This is a genomic window from Fibrobacter sp. UWB12, from assembly GCF_900142485.1.
Lineage (GTDB): Bacteria > Fibrobacterota > Fibrobacteria > Fibrobacterales > Fibrobacteraceae > Fibrobacter.
Genome location: NZ_FRAZ01000006.1, coordinates 319,859 through 345,230 on the forward strand (window position 1 = coordinate 319,859; position 25,372 = coordinate 345,230).

General features: G+C 43.9%; 13 protein-coding genes. All 13 read right to left on the reverse strand.

Annotation, left to right across the window (positions count from 1 at the left end):
• Positions 1 to 161 precede the first annotated feature (161 nt).
• Positions 162 to 5,306, reverse strand: coding sequence for a M26 family metallopeptidase (locus BUA34_RS11310; RefSeq protein ID WP_072829635.1), 5,145 nt, complete (start codon positions 5,304 to 5,306; stop codon positions 162 to 164).
• 48 nt (positions 5,307 to 5,354) lie between these two features.
• Entirely contained in the window at positions 5,355 to 7,265 is a 1,911-nt protein-coding gene (locus BUA34_RS11315) for a hypothetical protein (RefSeq protein WP_072829637.1), read from the reverse strand.
• Between the two features lie 24 nt (positions 7,266 to 7,289).
• A complete protein-coding gene (locus BUA34_RS11320; RefSeq protein ID WP_175545454.1) occupies positions 7,290 to 9,554 on the reverse strand; it encodes a fibrobacter succinogenes major paralogous domain-containing protein in 2,265 nt (754 codons plus the stop codon).
• 40 nt (positions 9,555 to 9,594) lie between these two features.
• A complete protein-coding gene (locus BUA34_RS11325; RefSeq protein ID WP_072829639.1) occupies positions 9,595 to 11,931 on the reverse strand; it encodes a fibrobacter succinogenes major paralogous domain-containing protein in 2,337 nt (778 codons plus the stop codon).
• Between the two features lie 43 nt (positions 11,932 to 11,974).
• Positions 11,975 to 14,395, reverse strand: coding sequence for a fibrobacter succinogenes major paralogous domain-containing protein (locus tag BUA34_RS11330; RefSeq protein ID WP_072829695.1), 2,421 nt, complete (start codon positions 14,393 to 14,395; stop codon positions 11,975 to 11,977).
• A gap of 4 nt (positions 14,396 to 14,399) precedes the next feature.
• Positions 14,400 to 15,287 (reverse strand): TIGR02147 family protein, encoded by an 888-nt coding sequence (locus BUA34_RS11335; protein ID WP_072829641.1) that lies wholly within the window; start codon positions 15,285 to 15,287, stop codon positions 14,400 to 14,402.
• Positions 15,288 to 15,473: 186 nt separating this feature from the next.
• A complete protein-coding gene (locus BUA34_RS11340; RefSeq protein WP_139255931.1) occupies positions 15,474 to 17,888 on the reverse strand; it encodes a hypothetical protein in 2,415 nt (804 codons plus the stop codon).
• Positions 17,889 to 17,935: 47 nt separating this feature from the next.
• Positions 17,936 to 19,930: a fibrobacter succinogenes major paralogous domain-containing protein gene (locus tag BUA34_RS11345; RefSeq protein ID WP_072829644.1), complete on the reverse strand. Its 1,995-nt coding sequence runs from the start codon at positions 19,928 to 19,930 to the stop codon at positions 17,936 to 17,938.
• Complete coding sequence (locus BUA34_RS11350; protein ID WP_072829646.1) at positions 19,927 to 20,781, reverse strand: TIGR02147 family protein; 855 nt, start codon at positions 20,779 to 20,781, stop codon at positions 19,927 to 19,929. The genes BUA34_RS11345 and BUA34_RS11350 overlap by 4 nt, the downstream gene beginning before the upstream one ends.
• 238 nt (positions 20,782 to 21,019) lie before the next feature.
• Positions 21,020 to 23,386, reverse strand: a complete 2,367-nt coding sequence (locus BUA34_RS11355; RefSeq protein WP_254794445.1) for a fibrobacter succinogenes major paralogous domain-containing protein — start codon at positions 23,384 to 23,386, stop codon at positions 21,020 to 21,022.
• 45 nt (positions 23,387 to 23,431) lie between these two features.
• Positions 23,432 to 24,271, reverse strand: a complete 840-nt coding sequence (locus tag BUA34_RS11360) for a TIGR02147 family protein (RefSeq protein WP_072829650.1) — start codon at positions 24,269 to 24,271, stop codon at positions 23,432 to 23,434.
• Positions 24,272 to 24,469: 198 nt separating this feature from the next.
• Positions 24,470 to 25,183, reverse strand: coding sequence for an FISUMP domain-containing protein (locus tag BUA34_RS11365; RefSeq protein ID WP_072829652.1), 714 nt, complete (start codon positions 25,181 to 25,183; stop codon positions 24,470 to 24,472).
• 101 nt (positions 25,184 to 25,284) lie between these two features.
• The coding region (locus BUA34_RS16290; protein WP_139255906.1) for an IS3 family transposase at positions 25,285 to 25,372 on the reverse strand (88 nt) is incomplete at its 5' end.

Sequence of the window (25,372 nt, forward strand, 5' to 3'; positions counted from 1 at the left end):
TCTCAAAAAAAAACAAAACCGGCCACAAGGACCGGCATTTAATTCACTAAAATGAGTTTGATTACTCAATTTGACCTCACTTTGCAATATCTTGAAAAAAAAGACCCGCAGGCTATTTAACCCACGGGTCTATTGTAATCGTCAATCAAAAAATTAGAGAACTATTTTTTCAGGAGCATCACTTTTTCGGTCGCCTTGCCGCCCACCTGCAAAATTCCGACATAACGCCCGCGAGCAATTTTCGCAGCATCGAGCGTTTCGAAATGCGAGCCAGTCGCACGACGGCCAAGGTCGAATGCCCGCACAACACGCCCCTGCATATCGACGAGCGAGAACTTTACGGAACCCGATTTCGGCAATTCGTAGCGAAGCGACACAAGATTTCCATTGAGAGCAACATTAAAACGACCGCGAGATTTCTGTGCAATCATTTTTACGGAGCCATTCAAAGTAAGCTTTGTCTGCGCAGCATCACTCCAAATAGTATCGCCCGCAAATACAATCCCCACGCGATAATCAATATTGAAGTTCCCTGAAGCGACAGCCCCTGCCTTTTCCAGCGAATCAAGGCATTTTTCGCTCGTTGAGTCGAACTTGACAACCAAAGTATAAGATGGATCGAAGACAATCGCATTTTTCTGCAAATCAGTACGAACCGCACTAACCTTAAACTTATCTGCATCGTACTTCAAGTCAACTTTACCTGCATAAAACACGTTTGGCAAACCGCGCAACATCGGATAAGTAATTCCTTCCTTAATATCCCAAATTGACTCAAAGTCAAACCCAGTAAAATTATTTTTCGTTCTTATTCCGATAGAATCAAGAGCTTGGCCATAATATTTTTCATCTTCGATATAACAAAATTTTGAAGATGTTTCGAAAAATACGTTTTCAAACGTTTTTGAATCATTCAGGGCGTGATAATTAAATTGACAGGAATTGCTAGCAATAAAGCTATTCTTGATACCATCCTTCTCATTTTCAGGTCTATTGGTATAAACAAAATATTGCAACCCTATAGCATAGCAATTTTCAATGGATTTATTGTTTTGATTGACAAAAACATCGTTTTCATGTCCAATGATATAAGCTCTATCAATAGTCCCATAGTTTTCGTAAACCAAAGCATCTGTTGAATCAATCATAGCGAACGATTTTATAATAGTCCCCTTGTTGGTATCCACTAAGCCGCTTCTTCTCCCTCCATGGAAAATAAAGGCTCCCGTAGTATGGCAGTTTTCTATAACGCCGTTATTTTCGTAAACAAGGGCTGCACCACTTATGGAGCCTTTAACAACAGTAGTCGAACTGTTCACGATAGTTCCATTATTCTCGAAAATAAGACCCGCTCTTTCTATAGGACCTTTTACATGGACCGCATTAACAAGGCCATAATTTTTTTGAGCAAGTATCCCAAATACGCGAGAACTGTCCGTAAGCACAATGCTCAAGCTGTCAACTTTCGCTTCTTCGCCAATCGTTCTGAACAGTCCCACATTACCCATATGCAAATTCTTTATCGAATAGCCATTTCCATGGAACACGCCCGTAAAAGTCGATTCCCCATCACGATCGTACAAAGCTCCAAACAGCTTACGACAATTATCTCGATAAGTACCAATAGTCGCAAATCCATGCCACACAGAGCACCGAGAAGACCCATCTGCATAATGTATATAATACTCTTCATTTAGCGATGCAGACGCATCAATGTCATTTGCAAGGCTATAGATTGCAGACATTTTATATTTTCCATAACCTATAACCTTTAAATCATCGTATGTTTTAACAAGGAATGGATCCTTTTCTGTACCAGAGCCTTTCATTTCATATTTTAATTCACGCTCACCATCTCGTACAGGACGGACATCTGTACCAGCCCAAATAAGTCGTGGATAATAATCTGCATCTTTTTTTGTCCATACATTTTCAAAATCCCAGTCCTTATACGAGGAAACATCCAGCATTTCTGCGGTAGTCAAAGCTTTACCAACAGAACTTTGATTATACTGCCAAACTTCCTTATCGTAATAAACAGAAGTAAAAGTTGAACCCGAACTAGAACCAACTAGATTTCCCGTTTTAGAATTCCCCTGTACATGACTAATAGCATAAAGGTTTTTATATGTAGATGCAGAATCTATTCCAGAAAAACCTCCAACATAAGATTCGCCTGTCACCGTTGCCATAGCAATATCATTCATATATGAAGCTTTTTGAGATTCTCCAGCAACTGCCCCTACATATTTTTCGCCTATAGCATTTCCATCCGCAATAACTAGACTTGCGGAGCCACCCTTTTTGGAACCAAAAAGCATCCCAACATAACTATTTCCTTGAATTGTAGAATTAAAAATCCACACACGTTCAATCGAGGCTCCCTTGTCAACGCCAGCCAAACCGCCCGCATAGTTTTTGCCCTTGATAACCAAAGAATCCAACATCAAGCCCGTTACCTTGGCCTTCGGCGAAAGCGAACGGAAAAGTCCCACAGATTCTTCATCTGGACGATTGATATATAGGCCTGTAATCATTTTATTATTGCCTATAAAGACACCACTAAATTCAGGAATCGGTTCAAAGCCCTTGCATTCCGTTCCGTCACTGTTGCAGTCTTCTCTTTCATTTTCCCATACATAAATATTATCTGTAAGTTTGTAATAAAGGTCTGTTTTGTACTCATACTTGCCAATATACTTGAGGTCATCGTAACTAGAAATAAGATACGGACTTTCTTCTGTACCTTCACCAAGCAAGAAATTTACAGAACCATCATCCTTAATCATGCTCGGCAGCATCGGGTCCATTCCCTTGAAGTACGGGTAAGATTTTCCTTCCTGGATTTCCCACACAGTCTCGAAATCATAGTCCTTGAATGTCGCCTGCTTGAGCATTTCTGCAGTCGAAAGGCCGTTCATATTTGCGCCGCCATCGGCATCAACGTGTCCAACAACAGTGCTATCAAAGAAGCAGTTTGTCGAATCCGCAGCTCCAGTCCACATATTGGCAAAGCCATAGCCTTCGTATTCACCACTATTATCTTCAGGAGTCTTTACGATACTTGCAGAATAAGAACGATGAATTGCAGGGTCTTCGACATAATACCTCAAAGCAACAAAACCGAGAAGTCCACCAACAACCTCACGCCCCTTTACAATGTTAATCGAGAATGCATCATGCAAAACAGAATAATGGAAGTTACCAACAACGCCACCCACATTTTTACCACCCTTGACATTTCCAGTAGCGGCAATCACGTCAAGGCTATCCTCATAAGACAAACCAATCAGGCCACCCACATTTCTTATTCCATGCGCATCGCCGTTTAACGAAACAACATTGGTCACTACGGAACCATACATTTTGCCAGCCAAGACACCGACATTCCAAGCCCCAGAAACTTTTGCATTCTCGAACCTTAAGTTCTTAATCGTTGCGCCCTGCACATAACCGAATAACCCCACCGAGCCATAGCTCGATTCTATCGTCAAGTTCTTGATGGTGTGATTCTTTCCGTCAAACGTTCCTAAAAACACCGCAGTCTCGGAGCCAATAGGTACAAAGTCTGATGCAGAAGCATCAATATCATCCGCGAGTTCGTAATTAGCCCATAACGGGTGACTAGCTTCATTGCCAATTTTCTTCAAATCATCTAAAGACGCAATTTTGATGATATTCGGAACAGCCATGTAGCTTGTCGTACCCCACACCGTATCGGAGCCATCGACATAGCCAATTCTATAACCATAGTAGATAGAATCTTTCTTATCATTCAATCGGTTCCAACGCAACCACGTTCCAACCAGTTCATGCCCCACATCGTTTTTTGCAGCCACAACCGGTTTTTCCGTCCAGCAATCAGCACTAGTGGGGATTGCAATTACACCAGTACCAAAATTGCCAGCAACATGTTTCAAGTAAGGGTATGATTTGCCTTCATCGATACCCCAGACTAGCGTATCCCAGCCAACAAAACTCGCAAACTTCATCATCGCAGAATCAGAAAGCCCTACACCACCAGCGCAAGATTCCAGACCCGACAAATCAATATTCCAATAAGAAGCACTATCGGCATCTCCATCACCAACCAAGCCACCGACCCTTTTCAAGGAACCATTCGAATTAACTTCAATCTTTCCAACAGCATAGCTAGTAAAAACATTTCCGCCACTTCCGAGCAAACCACCAATGTCAAAATAATCCACATCTGACGCTAATCTCGATTTCACCATTCCTATTGCATAAGAATTGATGATGCCCCCACCATTGTTGCGTCCAACCAATCCACCTAAATCCGTCTTTCCTGCAACACTACCCGTTGCAAAAGATTCTTCAATGTGTGATTTATTTATTCCAACCAAGCCTCCGATTTCATCACTAAACGCACAATTTCCGTTTGGAGATTCACCAATATCTACCGAAGCATAACTTCGCCAAATGGCCGAGCTATTATACCCAACAAGTCCACCAACTTGACTAATACTCAAACATTCCATCGGTACAATAATCCCGGTCGCATGGCATTCTTGTAAAGTTCCGCGACTTTCACCAACAAGTCCACCTATTTTTTCGCCATAACGAGAACGATCTAGACTTTCCGTATATGCATAAATCTCGACATCAGCAAAACTTTGGGAAATAAGCGCCGACGAATATCCGACCAAGCCCCCCACCTTTCTTTTACCCTTGATTGCGCCTTGATACGAAGAATGACGGATGTCAGTATGGTCTCCATCATCAATTTCGCCAACAAGCCCGCCCACATAGCTTTGTCCCTGAACTTGAGCACGTGTAATATGGACATTGGCAATAGTACTATGCGAAGCCTGGCCCGCCAAGCCACCAACATAATACGAAGTCGGGTCATGATCATCATCGGCACCACCAAGAACACTCAAACCATCAAAATTCAAGTTCGATACAGTTCCTTTCAAGACCGAAATAAAACCGATTTTATGTACGCAAGGGAGCCAAATCCTTAAGTCACGAATGTTATGTTCCTTACCATCAATGCTTCCGGTAAATTCCGAATTACCAGCAGCATCAGCGTTCAAGCCAATGGAAATAAAACCATTGCAACCATCCTGATTGCACATTTCTTTCTTCGAAGCAGACGCATCAATATCCTTCGTCACGATGTAATTTGACGAATAAAGATAATCGCCCTTGCCAATCGCCTTGAGGTCTTCGTAGTCTTCAATTTGAAAAGGTTTTTCCGCAGAGCCGTCACCTTTCATGGTGCCGTTTGCGGCAAATGCCTGAACAGCAAACAAAGCTAATGCAGTTCCAAAAATCAATCTCATATTTTTACCATTCCTTCTCATTTTATCTTATTTAAAATATAAAAACCTTTAATGTTTATTTAGTGTTGTTTTTTCGACAGTCTTACCGCCGACCTGCAAAATTCCGACATAACGCCCGCGAGCAATTTCCGCAGCATCGATCGTTTCGAAATGCGAGCCAGTCGCACAACGGCCAAGGTCGAATGCCCGCACAACACGCCCTTGCATATCGACGAGCGAGAATTTCACGGAACCCGCAGTTGGAATTTCAAAGCGAAGAGCAACAAACTGGCCTTGGAACTTGGCTCCGAATGTTTGCGTTTTAGCAACAGTTTTTCTACGAACAGCCACACTTTCTTCAAAGACATATATAAAGTAATCTAAGTAATCTTCAAACTTTACGTTTTCGTTAAAATACGGGTAAGATTTTCCTTCATCAAACGCCCATACATTTATAAATTTATCTGTTTTGCATAAACATTCTTCTAATGTATAGAGGTTTAGTGCTTCACAGCTTTTCTTTTCGCACGGTGCGTACGCATAAAACCCAACAGTATCCCAATCTACAAAAGAAGACATCGTCATCATTTCGCTAGTGGAGAGCCCTTTGCCTGCACTGCCGACACTTAATCCAAAAATTTCCATGTCCCAGTAAGAATTCTCAACTAATTCTTCATTTTTTCCAACTAGGCCTCCGACATCTTCATTTCCTTTGATTGTCGTTGCCGCGTAGCTATTCAAAATGCTTCCATGTATCGTCCCGCCTAAATAGTTGCTGCCATTTAGACCGACAAGGCCACCAACATTTTTTACCCCTTCCACGGAACCTTGAGCGTAAATATTCTGAACATCGCCCGCATTAAATCCAACGGCACCGCCTACAGCATCAACACCCTTAACACTCCCATTTGCATAAGAATAAATGATTTTTCCATTATTACAGCCAACGATTCCTCCGACATCTTCATCGCCCTCTATATTTCCCGTAGCATGGGAGAGAAAAACTACACCATGAATATTTTCGCCGACAATGCCACCCACCGATTCTACTTCAATTTCCGAAACATCCATTCTAGAGCAAACAGGTTTCAAAATGTCCATCGATGAAACACAATTAATACATTTTTTATAAAAAAATCCATCATAACCATAAAATTCACCGATAACACCTCCAAACGACTCCATCTTTGAAGTAGTCCATCTAGAACACATTGGCGTAATTGTTCCGCTAGAACGACTGTTGATCACTTCCCCATGCCCCATATATCCAACAATACCTCCGGCGTCATCACTTGCAACAATATTTGCATCAACAGAGGCATTAACAATCGAACCTACATCAATATTAGAAACAATTCCACCAACATACACACCCCCTGTAACATCACCTTGATAAGACACGTCTTGAAATGTTAAACCGCAATCATCAAACCTATATGCACCAACAAGACCGCCCACATCACGACCACCTTGAACAAAACCATTCGTCACATGAACATTATTTACTGTTCCACATGCAGCACCAGCCAAACCACCCACTAGCCTTCCATTCCCAATCACTGTGAGCTTATCGAATTTTAAATTGGAGATTACCGCTCTTACACTTGAGAAAAGCCCTAAAGAATCACCACGTACTGTATCGCGAATATCCAAGTTGCTGATTGTATGATTTTGTCCTTCAAAGGTTCCGTCAAAAAGAATGTTCCCCGCAGCATCCTTGTTACGCCCAATCGGCGTAAAGCCCTTGCATACATCGCCATTGCAGTTTTCACTCTTCGAAGCAGATGCATCAATATTCTTCGTCAAGATGTAATTGGACGAATAAAGATAATCGCCCTTACCTATCGCCTTGAGGTCTTCGTAATCCTCAATCTGGAAAGGATTTTCAGCAGAGCCATCGCCCTTCATGGAGCCATTTGCGGCAAACGCAGGCACCGCAAGCACGGTCAACAAAACTCGAACAACATTTTTTAAATTCATATTATTTCTCATCCAACTTTAAATTTAATCCTTGATACAACGGATGGAGTATCCGTTATCCTTATAACCATCGACAAATGAATTTATCCTATTATTTCCTATATGGATGCTATAAACCTGAGCCGTATTTTCCGATGTTTTTTCAGTAGAAGCCCAAAAATAAGTGCTACCATCAATAGCTTCAAAATCTTTATTATGATGTCTTATACCTCCAGCAAGAGCCGAAAAACCGTAATCATCAGAGCCCTTAAAATAAGGCCAGCCTACTTGTGACTTTAGGACCTTACCTGCATTATTCCAGCCACCTACCGCAGCCACCAAGGTGCTCCATTCGGTCGTATCGGGTAAATGGTAGCCTTCAGGACAGATTCCTTGCACACGCCCCCAAAGGAAGCATCGTTTCCCGTATCCACAATCAAGTGGATCATCTGGATCTTGTGAAAGTTTTACAGAATCTATTGCTGCAGTCCATGAGTAAAGGCGTCCATAAGTCTTGCAATTTTCTGGATTATTACCATAGCACCAATTTCGATTCAAAAGGCTCGGCGTTTGAGTACTATCCGCATAATTCAAATTCTCCGCCATCCAAGTTTGTTCTCCAATTTTCACAGTCCTATAAGTTTGTCCATCACGAGCATCCGTCAATGAACCGTATTCACAATTATCTTCTGTTGCAGTTTTACAAACGGGCAAAGACGATTGAGTTTGAGGAACAATTTCATTCTTGACGCAACGGACATACTTACCGCAATCCTTGAACGAACTTGTAATAGCCACCATATTATACGTATGGGCTAGGGCGCCATCATTCCCTTGATATTGTTCAGCAGTCCAAAAATCAGATGACATTCTGCCATAAGAATAAGTTCCATCTCTGTATCTATCACCAGCATAAATCACAGAAAAGCCATATTCATCAGCATACTCTCCATAATCCCATCCAATCTGCGATTTAAGCAAATCACCATAATGATTTTTTTCACCAATCGAAGCAAGCAAAATACTCCACTCCGTTGTATCCGGTAAATGATACCCATCAGGACAAATCCCCTGCAATTGATAAGGAAGCGTACACTGCTTAAACATGCCACATTCTTGCGGTGCGTCAGCCTTAGTATCGTTCGATGCAAGCTTTACAGAATCAATCGCGGCAGTCCACGAATACAAACGCCCCACAACTTTGCACTTTTGGGGATCATCTTCATAACACCAGTTATTACCTAAAAGACTCGGTGTTTGAGTACTATCCGCATAGTTCAAATTCTCCGCCATCCATGTCTGATTTCCAATTTTCACAGTTTTGTAAACATTTCCATCACGAGCATCAACAATAGAATCATACTTTACACTTTGATTCAAATAAGCTTCTTTGGAAAGGCTCCAGTCAAAGCCGCTACTACTGGATTTTTTTACACTGCTAGACGATGAACGGGGATTCTCGACCGAGTCGGGAATGACAGCGGAAACATACGTCTCAAAAGCGGCTACTTTATTACCGCCGTTCATGCTTTCAACGTTTTTGCGGATTGTATCAAGCTTGCCGTTTTCCGTTGCAGTTGCAGCCCACTCGGCAATTTCTTTCTTTGCCTTGCCATCGTTCCATTCGCCGTCTTCTGCAAAATCATAAGCGAACTTTTCCAGACGTTTCGCAAGTTCTTCTGTACTTTCGTCGCCTTGCATTATCACGCTTACCGCCAAGAGTGCCGCGCCACCCTCGCTCTTTTCAAACATATTCAAATCCTCGAATGTTTGAACTTTGTACGCCGCACCGTCATCAATGCCAAACGTGGCAAGCGCCTCTTTTTCGGCCTGTTTTTTCGCATCAGCCAAAAGCATCTTGTTCACGGTAACCAAGTACATCACGCGGTCATATTCCAAATGAGTGAGCACGTTGACGTTTACGTTCTTGCGGTCTTTGAGGTTTGTAATCGTCCGAAGTGTTATCTTATCCGCAGATTTCACTCCTGTAACTTCGTTGAGGTAGTATCCGGAAACTTCAAAAACGGCACATGGCGAAGACAAGTTTATACTTGAAACATCATAGTCGCCCTTGTCACTCTTGACCGTACTTTCAAAACGTTCGCCTGTCAGTTCCATCGTCTTACAGTCAATCCCCTGCACAGTCACGGCAGAACCTTTAACAAACGGCCCTTTTTGTGCAACGCCCGCTACGTTCAAATCCGCGATAATTCCCGCATCTTCTGTGGTGCCGCCTGCAGTTTTATCGTCATCGGAACAAGCCCAGAACAGGGAGACGAATATAAGAGTAAACAGTTTATTCCATTTCATACGCATTTCCATCTAATGACCATTGAGCAACCACTACTTACTAATTCTTTATGCAACGGATTGAAAAACCGCTATCCTTGAAGTCACCCGTGTAACCGGTACCACCATAAAAAATTCTGAACGTATAGCCCAATTGCTTGTCACGCGTATTCTCAGTAATGCTCCAAAAAAAGGCAGTCCGGTCATCAGGAGCGAATTCTGAAAAATCATAATCACGATACTTATCCCCAACAGGATACGCCGAAAAACCATAATCATCGGTGCCGTTAGCTTCTTCAAACCAACCGACACGAGAAGCGAGCTTATAGCCAGCTACACTCGCATCATCCGAAACTTGGAAAATCAACGTACGCCATTCCGTTGTATCGGGCAAATGCCAACCTTCAGGGCAAATGCCTTGATACTTCGCGGGGAAATTACAATTCGTCCGGTATCCACAGAATTGCGGATTTTCGGCATCGTTTGCGAGCTTTATAGAATCAACCGCAGCAGCCCAAGTATAAAGGCGGCCACCAAACTCACAATTTTCAGGCTTATCACCATAGCACCAATTTCGCTTCAAAAGGCTCGGAGTATTTACACTATCCGCATAATTCAAATTCTGGGCCATCCAAACCTGAGTGCCGATTTTGATGGTCTTGTAAACTTGTCCATCTCGTTTATCCACAATTGAATCGTATTTAATGTTCGGATTCAAGTGATCTTCTTTAGGAATGCTCCAGTCAATTTCATACGGAGACACAAACGCTTCACCACTGCTACTACTCAAATCAGCATTGCTAGAAGAACTTGATAACGACACAGCAGCCGGTTCATCTCTAACGCAACGAACAGAATGGCCATTGTCCTTAAAGCCACATGAAAACCAAACAGAAGCATAAAAGAAGTCTGCGGAACAAGAAGAACGATCATCTTTCGATTCTTCAGAAGCTGTCCAAAAATGAACATCTCGGCTATCTTCAAAGAAAGATTGATCTCGATACTTTTCGCCAGCAGGGAACGCCGAGAAACCAAAATCATCAGTACCAGAATCTTCATACATTCCAATATGCGATTTCAGTCTTTCTCCGGCAATATCATCACCGCCGGCAAAAGAAATCAGGGTTTTCCACTCGGTCGTATCCGGCAAATGCCAACCTTCAGGACAAATGCCACGCATCTTTTCTGTAAACACACAAGATTCCCCAAAGCCACATTTCTGAGGCTTTTCGGAATCTGTTGCAAGCTTCACCGAATCAATAATAGCAGCCCATGTGTACAAACGTCCTGCGACATCACAATTTTCAGATTTGTATGCAAAGCACCAGCTACGTTTCAAAAGACTTGGAGTTTTCACACTATCGGCATAATTCAGATTTTGAGCCATCCATACTTGAGAGCCAATCGTCACCGTCTTGTAAACTTGTCCGTCACGGCTATCCACAATGGAGTCATACTTTATTTCAGGATTTAAGTACGCCTCCTTAGGAATACTCCAGTCAATATAGAAACCACTATAATTTACTGAAGGATACTTAACAAGCGCCGTTTCACCGAAGTTCTTTATGAATGATTCAAATGAAGGAATTTCACTTGCAATGCCCCAGCTTTCAATATTCTTTCGAATCGAATCAAGTTTACCATCGGCAGCGGCATCTTGAGCCCATTTCGCGATTTCAAGTTTTGCATAGGAATCATACCATACGCCATTCTTTGCAAAAAAATCGTTGAATCTTTCAAAGCGTTCTTCAAGAGGCACGTCATCAAATTCCGCCTGCATCATCACACTTATAGCCAACAATGCCGCATTTCCGTCACCCGCTTCAAAGATGTTCAGGTCTTCGGCTTCTTCAAAATCACCCTTGATATTGAACGCAGCAAATATTTCTTTTTCAGTCTGTTTTTTCGCATCAGCCAAAGACATCTTGTTCACAGTAACCAAGTACATCACGCGTTCGTATTCCAAATGCGTAAGCACGTTGATATTCACGCGATCTCGATTCTTGAGATTCGTCACCGCACGGAGTGTTAACTTTTCGGAAGAAACCGCTCCAGTAATTTCGCTCAAGTAATAACCAGAGACCTCGAACACGGCGCATACCGAGGACAAGTTAATATCATCGACCTCATAGTCACCACCATTACTCTTGATAGTGGTTTCATAAGATTCGCCTGTAAGCTCGAATGTTCTGCAATTAATACCTTGCACACTCACGACAGAACCCTTGACAAATGGGCCCTTTTGGGCAACGCCTGCCACGTTCAACTCGGCGATGATTCCCGCATCTTCCGTAGTGCCGCCTGCCATGCCCTTATCATCAGAGCATGCCCAAAACATGGCGAGAACCATTAGGAATTCAATAATCCGAAACCATTTTTCAAGTAACAGTTTATTCATTCTTACCCTTCTTTTTTCCCAACACGAATATTTTTAACATTTCCTAATTTTTGATACAGCGAACGGAAAGTCCATCATTCTTGTTGTTGCTATATAAAATTCTTATACTATTGAGGGTGTAAGTCAAACTCGTCGCATACGAAGATTCAGCATCTTCCTCATCATCAGCCCAGAAATGCATGTAGCCACCCGCTTCTAAATATTTTCCAGTATGACTTCTATAACCTACAGGAATAGCAGAAAAACCATAAGTATCCGTATTTCTCGAATTATTATACCAACCAATTTGTGATTTTAACGCAGAGCCCCCAGTGCCATTACTTTCTGCAGTAGCAGATAACGTGAACAGCTCACTTTTATTAGGTAAATGCCAACCTTCAGGACAAATACCCTGCACGACACTCGGAATCGCACATTCATGACCATAACCGCAATCCCTAGCTGCTAATTGCACAGAATCGATAGCAGCACTCCAAGTATACAAACGACCTGCAACTTTACATTTTTCAGATTGATCTCCATAGCACCAACTCCGCCCTTTTAAACTTGGAGTTTTTACGCTGTCGGCATAGTTAAGGTTTTGAGCCATCCAAACTTGATTGCTGATTTTTACGGTTTTGTAAACTTGTCCGTCACGACTATCAACAAAAGAACCATATTCAATATTTGAATTTAAATATTTTTCTTTAGAAATACTCCAGTTAAATGTCTCACAGGATTCACGTTCTTCGCTACACAACAAAGAGATTGATGAAGCAACCGGTTCATTTCTGACACAACGGACAGCAACAGCATCATCCTTACCACCGTATTCCAGGTGAGCCTCATCGTATTCAGAGCGCAACATCAATACATATGCATAACCATCTTCAATATCTGTCGAACTCCAAAAATCAACATATTTGTTCATGTTTTTAAAAACGCCCTCGTAATTCTTGTAACCTACGGGTACAGCACTAAAGCCAAGAGCATCTGTAGTATTTTCATTACTAGGCCAGCCACCCTGTGACTTAAGAGCCTCTCCAGCCAAACTAACATATCCTCCACCTGCAATTATTAACATTTCATTCCATTCAGCATTACTTGGCAAATGCCAACCATCAGGACAAACCCCTTGTACCGGATATGCCGGAGAACACACCAAGCCATTTCCACATCCAATTTTAACAGAATCCATCGCAGCAGCCCAAGTATAAAGGCGACCATATTTTTCGCAATAAATCGTACTATCATTATAACAGTAACTATTCTTCGCTTCATAATTCAAGTTCTGAGCCATCCACACTTGAGAGCCAATCTTTACAGTTTTGTAAACTTGTCCGTCACGGGAGTCGGTCATTTCACCGTAATTGATGTTTGGATTCAAGTAAGAGTTTGTCACACTGCTACTGGATTGCTTCGCTTCGCTCGCAATGACGGAGGAGCTACTACTAGATTCCGGGTCAAGCCCGGAATGACGAGATGAACTGCTGCTAGAAGAGGGGCGATCCCCGCTCGAGGCGGGAATGACAGAACTGCTACTAGATTGCTTCGCTTCGCTCGCAATGACGTTACTAGAAGAGGATCGGCTTTCACTGCTCAGGATAACACTGTCGCCATCCGCAAGTGCCTTCACGTACGTTTCAAATGCAGGTACAGAATCGGTGAGGTTCCAGCTTTCGATGTTCTTGCGGATTGTATCGAGTTTACCGGTAGCTGTAGCGTTTGTAGCCCAATTTGCAATTTCCGTTTTTACTTTATCATCCAATGAACCATTCTGTGAAATTGCAACAGAATATTCATCCAAGCGTTCTGCAAGTTTTGCCTCATTCGCATTTGCCTGCACCATCACACTCACTGCCAAGAGCGCGGCATTGCCATCGCCCTTTTCAAGAATATTCAAGTCTTCGGATTTCGCGACATCGCCATTGATGTTAAACGACGCAAGCACTTCTTTTTCAGCCTGCTTTTTCGCTTCCGCAAACGTCTCGCCCTTTTCAGTCACCAAGTTCATCACGCGCTCGTATTCCAATTCCGTAAGCACGTTGATGTTCACGTTCTTGCGATCCTTGAGGTTTGTCAGCGCATGGAGCGTCAACTTTTCCGAGGACTTCTTTCCAGTGAGTTCGTTGAGGTAATAACCCGAAACTTCGAACATAGCGCATGTAGACGACAAAGTAACACTATTAACAACAAATTCACCTTTATCGTTCTTGACAGAGCCTTCAAAAGTCTCATCTGTAAACTTGAGTGTTTTGCAATCGATCCCCTGCACGGTCACAGCGGAACCCTTTGCAAACGGGCCCTTCTGCGTAAGGCCGGCCACATTCAAATCCGCGATGATTCCCGCATCTTCCGTGGTACCGCCCGCAAAGCCGCCATCATCATTAGAACCGGTGCAAGCCACAACAAAAGCCGAAGCCATTGCAAACGCGATTGTCTGAGCGAGCACGCCCATACTCTTTCCGAACACACTCTTTTTCATTTTATCAATCCTCATCCCTAACATTTTTATTTGAATTCAAAAAAACTTCCGCATTTTCACTGCGGTCAACGCGGTTATCAATCCGTTCACTTACAGGAAATAATTGCAAATTCAATCGATAAACTTGTTCTGTTTCGTCATCTTCACTTGCAATTGCCACAATGCGGCGGCGACAATCTGCAAGTTCCTTTTTTATACGTTCGTAGGCACGGCGCGTAATACCCATCGTAAGCCCCGACATATCGCGTTCCGATAGCGGCAAGTCTAACGCCTTAACCGCAAATTCCCCCATTTGGCGTTGCATATCACGAGCCGCCACCGGAACTGCATCAACGTTTCCCATCGAAATAGATTTATCTGTCTGGTAATAGTTACCGCTCTTGTCCTTCTTCAAGAGATTCGCCTTTACCAAAAAGTCCAACGTTTCAGAAACTTCTGCCGCTGAAATATTCGGTTTGCAGGCTCGCGCTATTTCGAGAGGTTTGGCACCCGGCATGTGGGCAGCAAGCTCACGAATCACCGGATTTTTCCACGATTTGAAGTAATCGAATTCCTCGTTCCCCAACACTCGAACCTTATGCGCCATAGCAAGCGCACAACGTTCTTCGAACGCCGATCTCTTCGCCTCGTCGTTTTTTGCATGGGCATAAGAAACCATCAGGACAAAATAATCGTACTCAAAGCCGACGAGTCCCATGGCACCGGCAACCGACCCTGCGGAGCCAATGCTCAAATTCTTCTTGCCCTCGCAAACGTATTTCAGGTAAATCGGCGACGTAAAACCAGCCTTTCGAGCGAACTCACGCCACGTAAATGCCGAACAGCGCTTACGTTCATCGTAATAATCCTGGATGAACTTGCGATAATCGGTATATTCTACGATCTCCTTCATGTTTACAAATATAGATACTTTTGCACATTTTAGAATACAGATTTGGCGATTTTAGTCAAATTTTACCACTTTTGACGTTTTTACAAAAATTTATGCAATTTAGAATACAAACATGTATTCCAAGAATACAAGAAAACCCCGCCAGTGACCCAGCGAGGCTTCTTTTCTCCCTTTTCCTAACAACAATTACTTGTCGTAGATGGTAATATTTATTCTGGCCCGGAACAGGTAGCCTTCCGCGCCGAGATCGCGGTAATAATCAACAACCGCAAAGACCTCTGCCTCATAGCGGAATTTTTCGACTTCTTTCTCGAACCGGTAGAATGTCAGTTCGCCGTCATAATCCGATTTTGTATATTCCGTATATCGCATAGACTCAAGATCGTCTATGGTGAGCGTTTCCTGGCTCTTCAAGGTAAAGCCGTGCGTTTCCATCATCAAGGCGTATTCATCGGCCTTGGCCTTGGCTTCATCGAAATAGTCATCATTACTAGCGCCGACACTAGAACCGAGTCGGGTATAAGCATTCCAAGACGTCCACTTCTGGTCATTCGAATAGTACCTATAATGGTACTGCGTCGAATCTAAGACAAACTTCAGGTCTTCGGGGATTTCCCTGTACTTGGGAGAATCATAGTCCTTTTTAGTTTCCGTCGGAATCTCGTCAACCCCTTCATCGCGAACGACGAGCTTTACGTAGAACATCTTCGATGGCATGGTTATGCCCATCGGCGTCCAAACACGGACCTCGCCCTTCGTAATCACAAGCGTATAGACTTTGCCGCCAGACGTTTTCGTGTAAACATACGAATCCTCGGTATAATCGTTATCCAGTGAATCATTGGAATACGTCCCCTCATATTCGAAGCCCTTTCCCCCGGCTTTGTTTATCAGTTCCGTCGCAATGGAATCACACCCGCTTCCAAGCGCAGGACTCTGGCCCCGCCACATAATCTGGGCACCATCCGCATATTCCTTGTACTCCGTTTTCTTTTCAAGGAAATCCTCGACGAAGGCCAATTCTTCGGGCAAATCCGGCAGGGTGTCCTTTTTAACTTCCACGGAACTTGAAGACGAAGAAACAAACGGGCTATAGATGGAACTCGAAGAAGCAACACTCGATGATGAAATATGTATCGGCAAATCTTCGAATCCTTCCTTCATCACGAATATGGCGACATCGAACATGAAGGCTCCATAGCCAGCCCCTGCCGGAGAGAGAGTCTTCGTCATCGCAATTTTATAAACGAGATCACCCTTCTTCGCAGAATAGATATAAGACAAACTATCATAGAACGAATGCAAATAGAACGATTTCAACGAATCACTCAACATCGTCTTTTCAAAAACAAATCCTTTCGCGCCCAAAGCATCCACCAATGCGCTCGCGGCAGAATCTCTTGTCGCGGTATCATGGACATTTGCCCAAGATGTACACGTCCACACCCTCTGTTCGCCATCGCCATAAATCACCGGCCCGCGGGCACTGCAGAACTCCTCAAAGAACTGAAGTTCTGGAGGGAGCACAGAAAGCGAATCCTGCGAAGCCGATGAATTAAACGGGTTATAGACGGAACTCGACGAGGCAATACTCGAGGAAGATTCGTCCTTGCCGCTACTCGAACTCGATTCAGGCTCGTCGCCCGGAACATGCCAGCGGCCTTTTTCGCACACAAAGTATTCATCGTACAGTTTACTCAACTTGTTTACATTGCGCCTGGTTTCGTTTTCACGCTTGTCATTGCAAACACCGAGACCGTAATTGTTCCACCAGAAGTTCGTCACGAACTTTTCAAATGCAGGCGCGGAATCTGCATACTTCCAGTTTTCGACATTCTTGCGCACATTCGCAATCGTCCCCTTCAAATCCACATCGCTCGCCCAGTCCGCAATTGCAGTCTTTGTATCGGCATCATCCCAAGAGCCGCCTTCTGCAAGCGAAATGCTGAATTCGCCCATGCGTTCGGTAAGCCCAGCCACATCGACATCGCTTTGCATCAACACGCTTACCGCGAGGAGTGCTGCGTTGCCATCACCTGATTCGAAGATGTTCAAGTCTTCGGATTCTGCAAAATCGCCTTCAATGCCAAACGTTGCAAGGATTTCTTTTTCGGCCTGTTCCTTCGCCTCCGCAATCGATTTTTTCTTTTCGGTCACCAAGTACATCACGCGTTCGTATTCCAAATGCGTGAGCAAGTTGATGTTCACCGTCTTGCGGTTCGAAAGATCCGTAAGCGCGCGAAGAGTCACCGTTCCCGACGACTTCTTGCCAGAGATTTCATCGCGATAATAGCCATTTGCCTCAAGAATCGCGTACTGCGATTGCAAATTGATATCCTTGATGGCAAAATCGCCTTTGTCGCTCTTGATGGTTCCCTTGAAACTTTTGCCTGTTTGCTTGAGCGTAATGCCGTCCAGTTCCTGCACGGTCACCGCAGAACCAGTTACAAACGGGCCCTTCTGCGACACGCCTGCCACATCCAAATCCTTGATGGCGTAAACGCCCGCATCACCTGAAGCGCCACCCGCAACATCATTATCGGAACACGCCCAGAACAAAATTCCAAATGCAAAAACTGGTAAAATTTTATTCAGCGTCATATTCATTTATCCTTATCATAAAATTAATTTAAGTATTTTCTAAAATTCTAATCCTTAACGCAACGGACTGCATAAGCATATCTTTTATTAAAAGTCGTACTCAAAGCAGCATCGTCATCCATATAAAACAAATGTATATGGGCAGCGTATCTTTCATTCACTTCTGTCGAAGTCCAAAAACCTGCAAAGCGACCTTCATTTTCATAATCATTAAACTCATCTCTATCACCAACCGGAAGGGCAGAGAAGCCAAAACTATCCGTACCGGCGCCATCATCATTCCAACCATTGACAGATTTGAGCATTTTTGCAGCAGAGTCGAGACCTCCTACAGAATAGAACAATGTCAAGCCCTCGTTTTGCGAAGGCAGATGCCAGCCAGTAGGGCACGCATTCAACGCCGCAGACCACGTATAAAGGCGGCCATACTTTGTACAGTATTCGGCGGAATCATTATAACAATAACTTTCATCCGTTTCATAGTTCAAGTTCTCCGCCATCCACACTTGCTTTCCAATTTTCACGGTCTTGTATTCTTGACCATTACGCTCATCCGTCAACATTCCGTATTCGCAATCATCTGTACTTTCCGTCTTGCAGGCAGCCACAGCCGAATCTTCCACAAGAATATAAGATCTCAACGAATCATTTTCACCCTGGACACAACGGACAGAAAACGCATTGTACTTTCCTTCGTCCATATCCAATGATACTGTATTGAAGTTAGCGCCCACATGCATCACATACGCAAATTCGACTTTACTCTCTGTAGAACTCCAGAAATCCGCAAGCCACTCCTTGTTTATGTATTCTCCACTTGCAGACCTACCACCAATGGGAAGCACCGTAAAACCGTAATCATCTGTACCATTGAGATCGTTTAACCAACCACTCGTGGACTTGAGTTTACTTCCTGCCATCGCAGAGTCTCCTAATGCATCCACTAAAGTTTTAAAATCAGCCAGAAGAGGCAAATGCCAACCTTCAGGACAAGCTCTCATCGCAGCATTCCACTCGTAAAAACGTCCATACGTTGCGCAATATTCCACGGAATCATTATAGCAATAACTTTTTTCGGTTTCGTAGTTCAAGTTTTCCGCCATCCAGACTTGATTGCCAATCTTAACAGTCCTATATGTTTTTCCATCACGAGAATCCGTCATCGTATTTTGCACAGCATCCGGCGAATCGGCGCCAAACTTTTCCACATACTTTTCAAAAGCAGGCACTTCGGCAGCAATTCCCCAGCCTTCGACATTTTTGCGGATTGAATCCAGCAGTCCGTCAGCAGCAGCAGAAACCCATTCCATAATCGCAGTCTTCGTACTGGAATCGCTCCACACGCCTTTTTCAGCAAACGAGTCATCGAACTTGTCCATACGTTCCACGAGAGCATCAACATCGGCACCGCCCTGCATCATCACGCTCACAGCAAGCAAGGCTGCGTTACCATCGCCCGATTCAAAAATATTCAGGTTCTCAAACGCTTCAAAACTGCCCACAATGTCAAACGCAGCAAGCACTTCTTTTTCAGCTTGTTTTTTTGCCTCAGCAAACGACTTTCCCTTTTGAGTCACGAGGTACACAATGCGCTCATATTCTAGGTTTGTGAGAATGTTGACATTCACTTTTTCGCGATTTTCAAGGTCTGTCAATGCGCGAAGAGTCAGCTCGCCATCCGTTTCCTTTCCAGAAAATTCGCTACGATACTTACCCGTCGCCTCGAACACCGCGCACGAAGACTTGAGCGAAACACCTTCTACAGTAAAGTCGCCCTTGTCACTCTTGACCGTACCTTCAAAACGCTCGTCTGAAAGTTTCATCGTCTTGCAGTCAATTCCGCGTACCATCACCGCAGAGCCCTTGACGAACGGCCCTTTCTGCGAAACGCCTGCCACATCCAAATCCTTGATGGCGTAAACTCCCGAATCACCCGAAGCGCCGCCAGCAACGTCATCGTTCGAACACCCCGCCAAAAACGATACCGCCACAAAAGCCGAAGCCACAAATCCGTTCTTGAAAAATTCGCACACGTTTCTCATTTTCTCTCATCCTTATTCAAAACTGTTCCACTTTTATTCAACCATTCGCTCATCGGGAACAGTTGCACATTCAAGCGATAAACACGCTCCGTTTCATCTTCTTCCGTCGCAATCGCGACAATGCGCCGATAAAACTCATCCACTTCCTTTTTTATCCGTTCGTAAGCGCGATGCGTAAGGCCGAGCGTATAGCCCGACATTACGCGTTCCGAAAGAGGCAACTCAAGTGACTGTATTGCAAACTCCCCCATTTGGCGCTGCAAATCGCGAGCCGCCAAAGGCACCGCCTCCACGGGAGCCATCTTAATTGCCTTATCCGTTTGTTGGTAGTTTCCGTTCTTGTCCTTCTTCAAGAGCTTCGCCTTCATCAAAAAATCAAGCGTTTCTGAAACTTCCGTCGCAGAAATCTTTTGTTTGCAAGCACGCGCAATTTCGAGAGGCTTTGCACCAGGCATGTGCGGAGCCAATTCTCGAATCACAGAATTTTTCCACGATTTAAAGTAATTGAATTCTTCATCACCGAGAACACGCATCTTGTGGGCAAGCGCCAACGCACAACGTTCCTCGAACGCGGCACGTTTTGTCTTGTCATCCTTTGCATGAGCGTACGAAACCATCAAAACGAAATAAGTCTGTTCGAAGCCGACAAGGCCCATGGCGTTCGCGACAGAACCCGCAGAGCCGACACTCAAGTTTTTCTTCCCCTCGCAAACATACTTCAAATAAACATCCGACGAGAAGCCCGCCTTTTGCGCAAACGCATGCCAAGAAAACGCCGAAGTGCGTTTACGTTCGTCGTAGTAATCTTGAATGTACTTGCGGTAATCCGTATATTCAACGATATCCTTCATGGTATCAAATATAGGTTTGTTTTTGCAATTCAGAACATAAAATTTGCGTTTTTGGTTAAATTTTACCACTTTTTGAGTTTTTGTTAAAAAATCGCAAATTTAGAACATGAAAGGTATATTCCTGGAACATGGAGATTCCCGCCTTCGCGGGAATGACAAATAAAAAAAACGCGGGAATGACAAAAATTCCCCGCGGCATATTGGCCACGGGGCATTCCTCTTTACTTAAAAGTTTTATTTACTCATCGCTTTTGCTAGAACTTGAAGAAGGTCTTACCGATGCAGTCGAAGGATCCCCTTTGACGCAACGGACACTTTGTCCATAATACTTGTAATTTTGATACGTATAAGTTTGAGTATAAATGTTGTTTATATTGAAATATCGACCATCATCGGCACTGTATTCGGTGGCGCTCCAGTAATAAACATCCGAACCCACCTTTTCCCAACTAGTTGCAGAAAGCCTTCTTCCGGTCGGAAGTGATGCAAAGCCATATTTATCAGTACCGTTATTGTCAGGCGTTCCGGCATAGTCCCACCCGCTCAAAGCCTTGAGAGGCTTTCCACACGTACTGTAATCCCCTATAGCCTCACACAACAAACTCCATTCACGGAGTGTCGGCAAATGCCAACCATCCGGGCAAATTCCCTGAACACTATGATTGAGTCCGCACGTCTTGCCATAACCGCAATCCAACGGTTCCTTCGGATCGTTCGCCAAAGCGACAGAATCGATTGCTGCTGCCCAGGTGTAATAGCGGCCACCCACATTGCAATTCTTTTCATCATTGTTGTAGCACCAGTTGCGGCCCTTCAAGCTCGGAGTCTTGACGCTATCGGCATAGTTCAAGTTTTCTGCCATCCACACCTGCGAATAATTCGTGTCTGGCACTTCAATTTTCACGACCTTGTAAACTTTCTTGTCGCGCGGGTCAATCATCGAATCGTATTTGATTTTCGGATTCAGGCGTGCTTCCTTAGGCACATCCCAGCTCCATCCTTCGGTATCACTAGAACTTGAAGAAGGTCTTACCGGAGCTGTCGAAGGATCCCCCTTGACACAACGGACACTTTGTCCATAAGACTTGCTATTCTGATACGTATAAGAATTGGTATAAATGTTGTTTATATTTAAATACCGGCCTTGATCGGCACTGTATTCGGTGGCGCTCCAGTAATAAACATCCGAGCCCACCTTTTCCCAACTAGTTGCAGAAAGCCTTCTTCCGGTCGGGAGTGCGGCAAAGCCATATTTATCAGTACCGTTATTGTTAGGCGTTCCGGCATAGTCCCACCCGCTCAAAGCCTTGAGAGGCTCGCCAGCTACGCCGCCAGTTCCTAACGCCACGCTCAACAACCCCCATTCATAGATTGACGGCAAATGCCAGCCATCAGGACAAATTCCCTGCACAGCGCGATCAAGTCCGCACTTTTTACCATAGCCGCAAACCAACGGTTCCTTCGAATCATTCGCCAAGGCAACAGAGTCAATTGCCGCCGCCCAGCTGTAATAACGACCGCCCACCTTGCAATTTTTTTCATCATTATTGTAGCACCAGTTGCGGCCCTTCAAGCTCGGTGTCTTGACGCTATCAGCATAGTTCAAGTTTTCAGCCATCCACACCTGCGAATAATTCGAGTCTGGCACTTCAATTTTCACGACCTTGTAAACTTTCTTGTCGCGCGGGTCGACCATCGTGTCATATTTGATATTCGGATTAAAGCGGGCTTCCTTAGGCACATCCCAGCTCCATCCTTCAGGGATTTTCTGAGCGGTCCCAAACTCTTCAACAACCTCTTCAAACGCAGGAATTTCATCGGACCCGCTCCACTTCTCTAGATTGTCGCGGACTGTTTCAAATTTACCATCGTCCTTAGCAGCGCTTGCCCAATCCGCCATTTTCGTTTTTGTCTTTTCGTCGTTCCATTCGCCAGTCTTCGTGATAGACGAAGCAATAGCATCTATACGATCTGTCAATTCTTCGGCATTCAAATCCGATTGCAACAACACACTCGTTGCAAGGAGAGTCGAGTTTCCATCGCCCTTTTCATAAATGCTCATGCCTTCAAACGACTCAAAAAGGTCCATTATGCCCAACGAAGCAAGGACTTCTTTTTCGGCCTGCATTTTCGCATCGGCAAAGGACATTTTCTCTTTAGAGACCAAGTTCATCACACGCTCGTATTCCAATTCCGTGAGCACGTTGATGTTCACAGACTTTCTGTCGCTCAAATCCGAGATTGCATGAAGCGTCAACTTATTCGAAGACTTCTCACCAGTAAATTCATTGAGGTAATAGCCGGAGACCTCGAATAAAGCACAAGACGCCGAGAGGTTCACATCGTCAATGCCAAAGTCACCCTTGTTGCTCTTGACTTTTCCCGTGAACTTTTCGTCCGTGAATTCCATCGTCTTACAGTCAACACCCTGCGCTGTCACCTCAGACCCTTTCACGAACGGCCCCTTTTGCGCCAAGCCGGCCACATCTAGGTCCTTTACAGCGTAAGAGCCTTCGACCTGTTCGTCCGTGCCGGCAGACTTGCCATCGGAACAAGCCCAAAAAGACGCCCCACATACGAGGGCCGCCAAAAGATTCCATTTCATTATTGATTTCGCAAGCATATTCCAGCCTCTCTCCTTTATTCTTAATTATACATCCTTATCGCCATATTCAATCTTTTCCGTCAGCGGGAAAAGTTGCATATTCAAGCGGCAAACTTTTTCAACTTTTTTGTCGGCAGAGACAATCGACACAATGCGCTTGCGGCACACCGCCAATTCTTCCACCACCTTCTTGTAGCTTTCGGCTGTCATGCCCATCGTGATGCCGCTAAAGTGGCGTTCCGAAATAGGCAATTTATCCAAAGCGTCAAGCGCAAACTCGCCCATCTGGCGCAACAGCGAATGCACCGCCACGGCCACCACATTCAAATTTCCCGTCGAAAGCGAAGCATTAGTCTGATGGTAATTCCCTTTGATATCGCGAGTCAAAAGCCCAGCCTTGAGCAAAAAGCGCAAGCTATCACTGACATCCGCAGCAGAAATCGCAGGCTTGCACATTTTGGCAATTTCGTTCGGCTTTGCGCCCGGCATAGCCACAGCCAATTCACGAACAACAGAATGCTTCCAAGTCTCGTAGTAAGTGTACATCTCGCTGCCGAGAATTTTCACGCGATTCGCTTCACCAAGCGCCTGCATTTCCTCAAAGCACTTCTTCTTTTCCTGTTCCGTCTTTGCTCCCTCATAACGTACCAGCAAAACGAAGTAATCCAGTTCATAGCCAAGCAAGCCCATTGCAAGCGCAGTCTTTTTCGCTCCTTCTTCGCGAAGACGCGTCTTGCCATCACATACAAGTTTCAGGTACGAACCCGACGCAAATCCAGCCACCTTCGCAAATTCTCGCCACGTAAACGCAGAACAACGCTTGCGTTCCTTGTAGTAGTCGAGAATATACTCGCGATAGTTTTTGTATTCCGTAACCGTTTTCATGATATTAAAAATAGAAACACTGGATTAAGTACGCAATAGCATTTAATATTTTTTCAAAAACAAAAATGGCGATTTTAAGCAAATTTCAGCACTTTTCAAAAGTGTTTAAAGAAAATTCAAAAACATAAAACAAAAATCAAATTCTATAAAACAAAAAAAAATCCCCGCCGAAGCAAGGAGAAAAAAATTTATCCAATTTTACTTATCCGATTTGTACACACAACGAACATAATAAGCATCCTTACGATTACCTTCATAAATACCAGCACCATCTTTCATTATGAACAAGTAATAAGAATAATACGCACTAGTGGGATTCTGCGAAGAACTCCAAAACGCAATTCCAACCATACCATATTTACCTTCCTCTGCTGCAAAACCAAGAATATCCTTACCATTAGACCATTCAGTAGATCTTAAATTAACAGACCGCTCTTCTTTATTTTCGCCAGCGGCTTCCAATAATTGTTCAAACTCATTTCTGCTAGGAATTCTAAAACCATTATTAAAAGAACATCCTCTTGAAGCTATATTAAAATCATATAAGGTACCATATTTCTCACAATTTTCCTCATTATCTTGATAACAGGTGCCACCATTCTTCCTCATTCTAGAATTTTTAGTGGTCCACCATAAATCACCTATTTTTACAACTGGATAAACATTTCCTTCAGTATCCACAATAACAGAATCTTTTTCATTGAAACGCACAAAAGAAGAACGGGAACTAGAGCTGCTCTGCACTTTTTTTTCAGCAATACTAGAACTAGAATTATTCAACTCAAGATTATCTTCACTAGATGATGAATTTGCCAAACTTTCAGGGGTATAGTTAGATACACTATTGTCGGATCCGCAAGAACAAAGAAAAACAAACAAAAAAGCAACCGCTATGCAACCTTTTTTCGTCATAATAGAATCTCCTTTTTTTCGTTATGAACACAAACTAACCAAATATAAAAAGTGACCCACCGGCGTAGTGAACCGAACCCCGAAAGTTGGACAATTTAAAGTTAGGATAAAATTGAGTTATGAGTCCGGTATTGTACCGGGCTCATTCCTTTTAGGCGCAGTTTTATCCGGTCGTTGTTGTAGTATTCG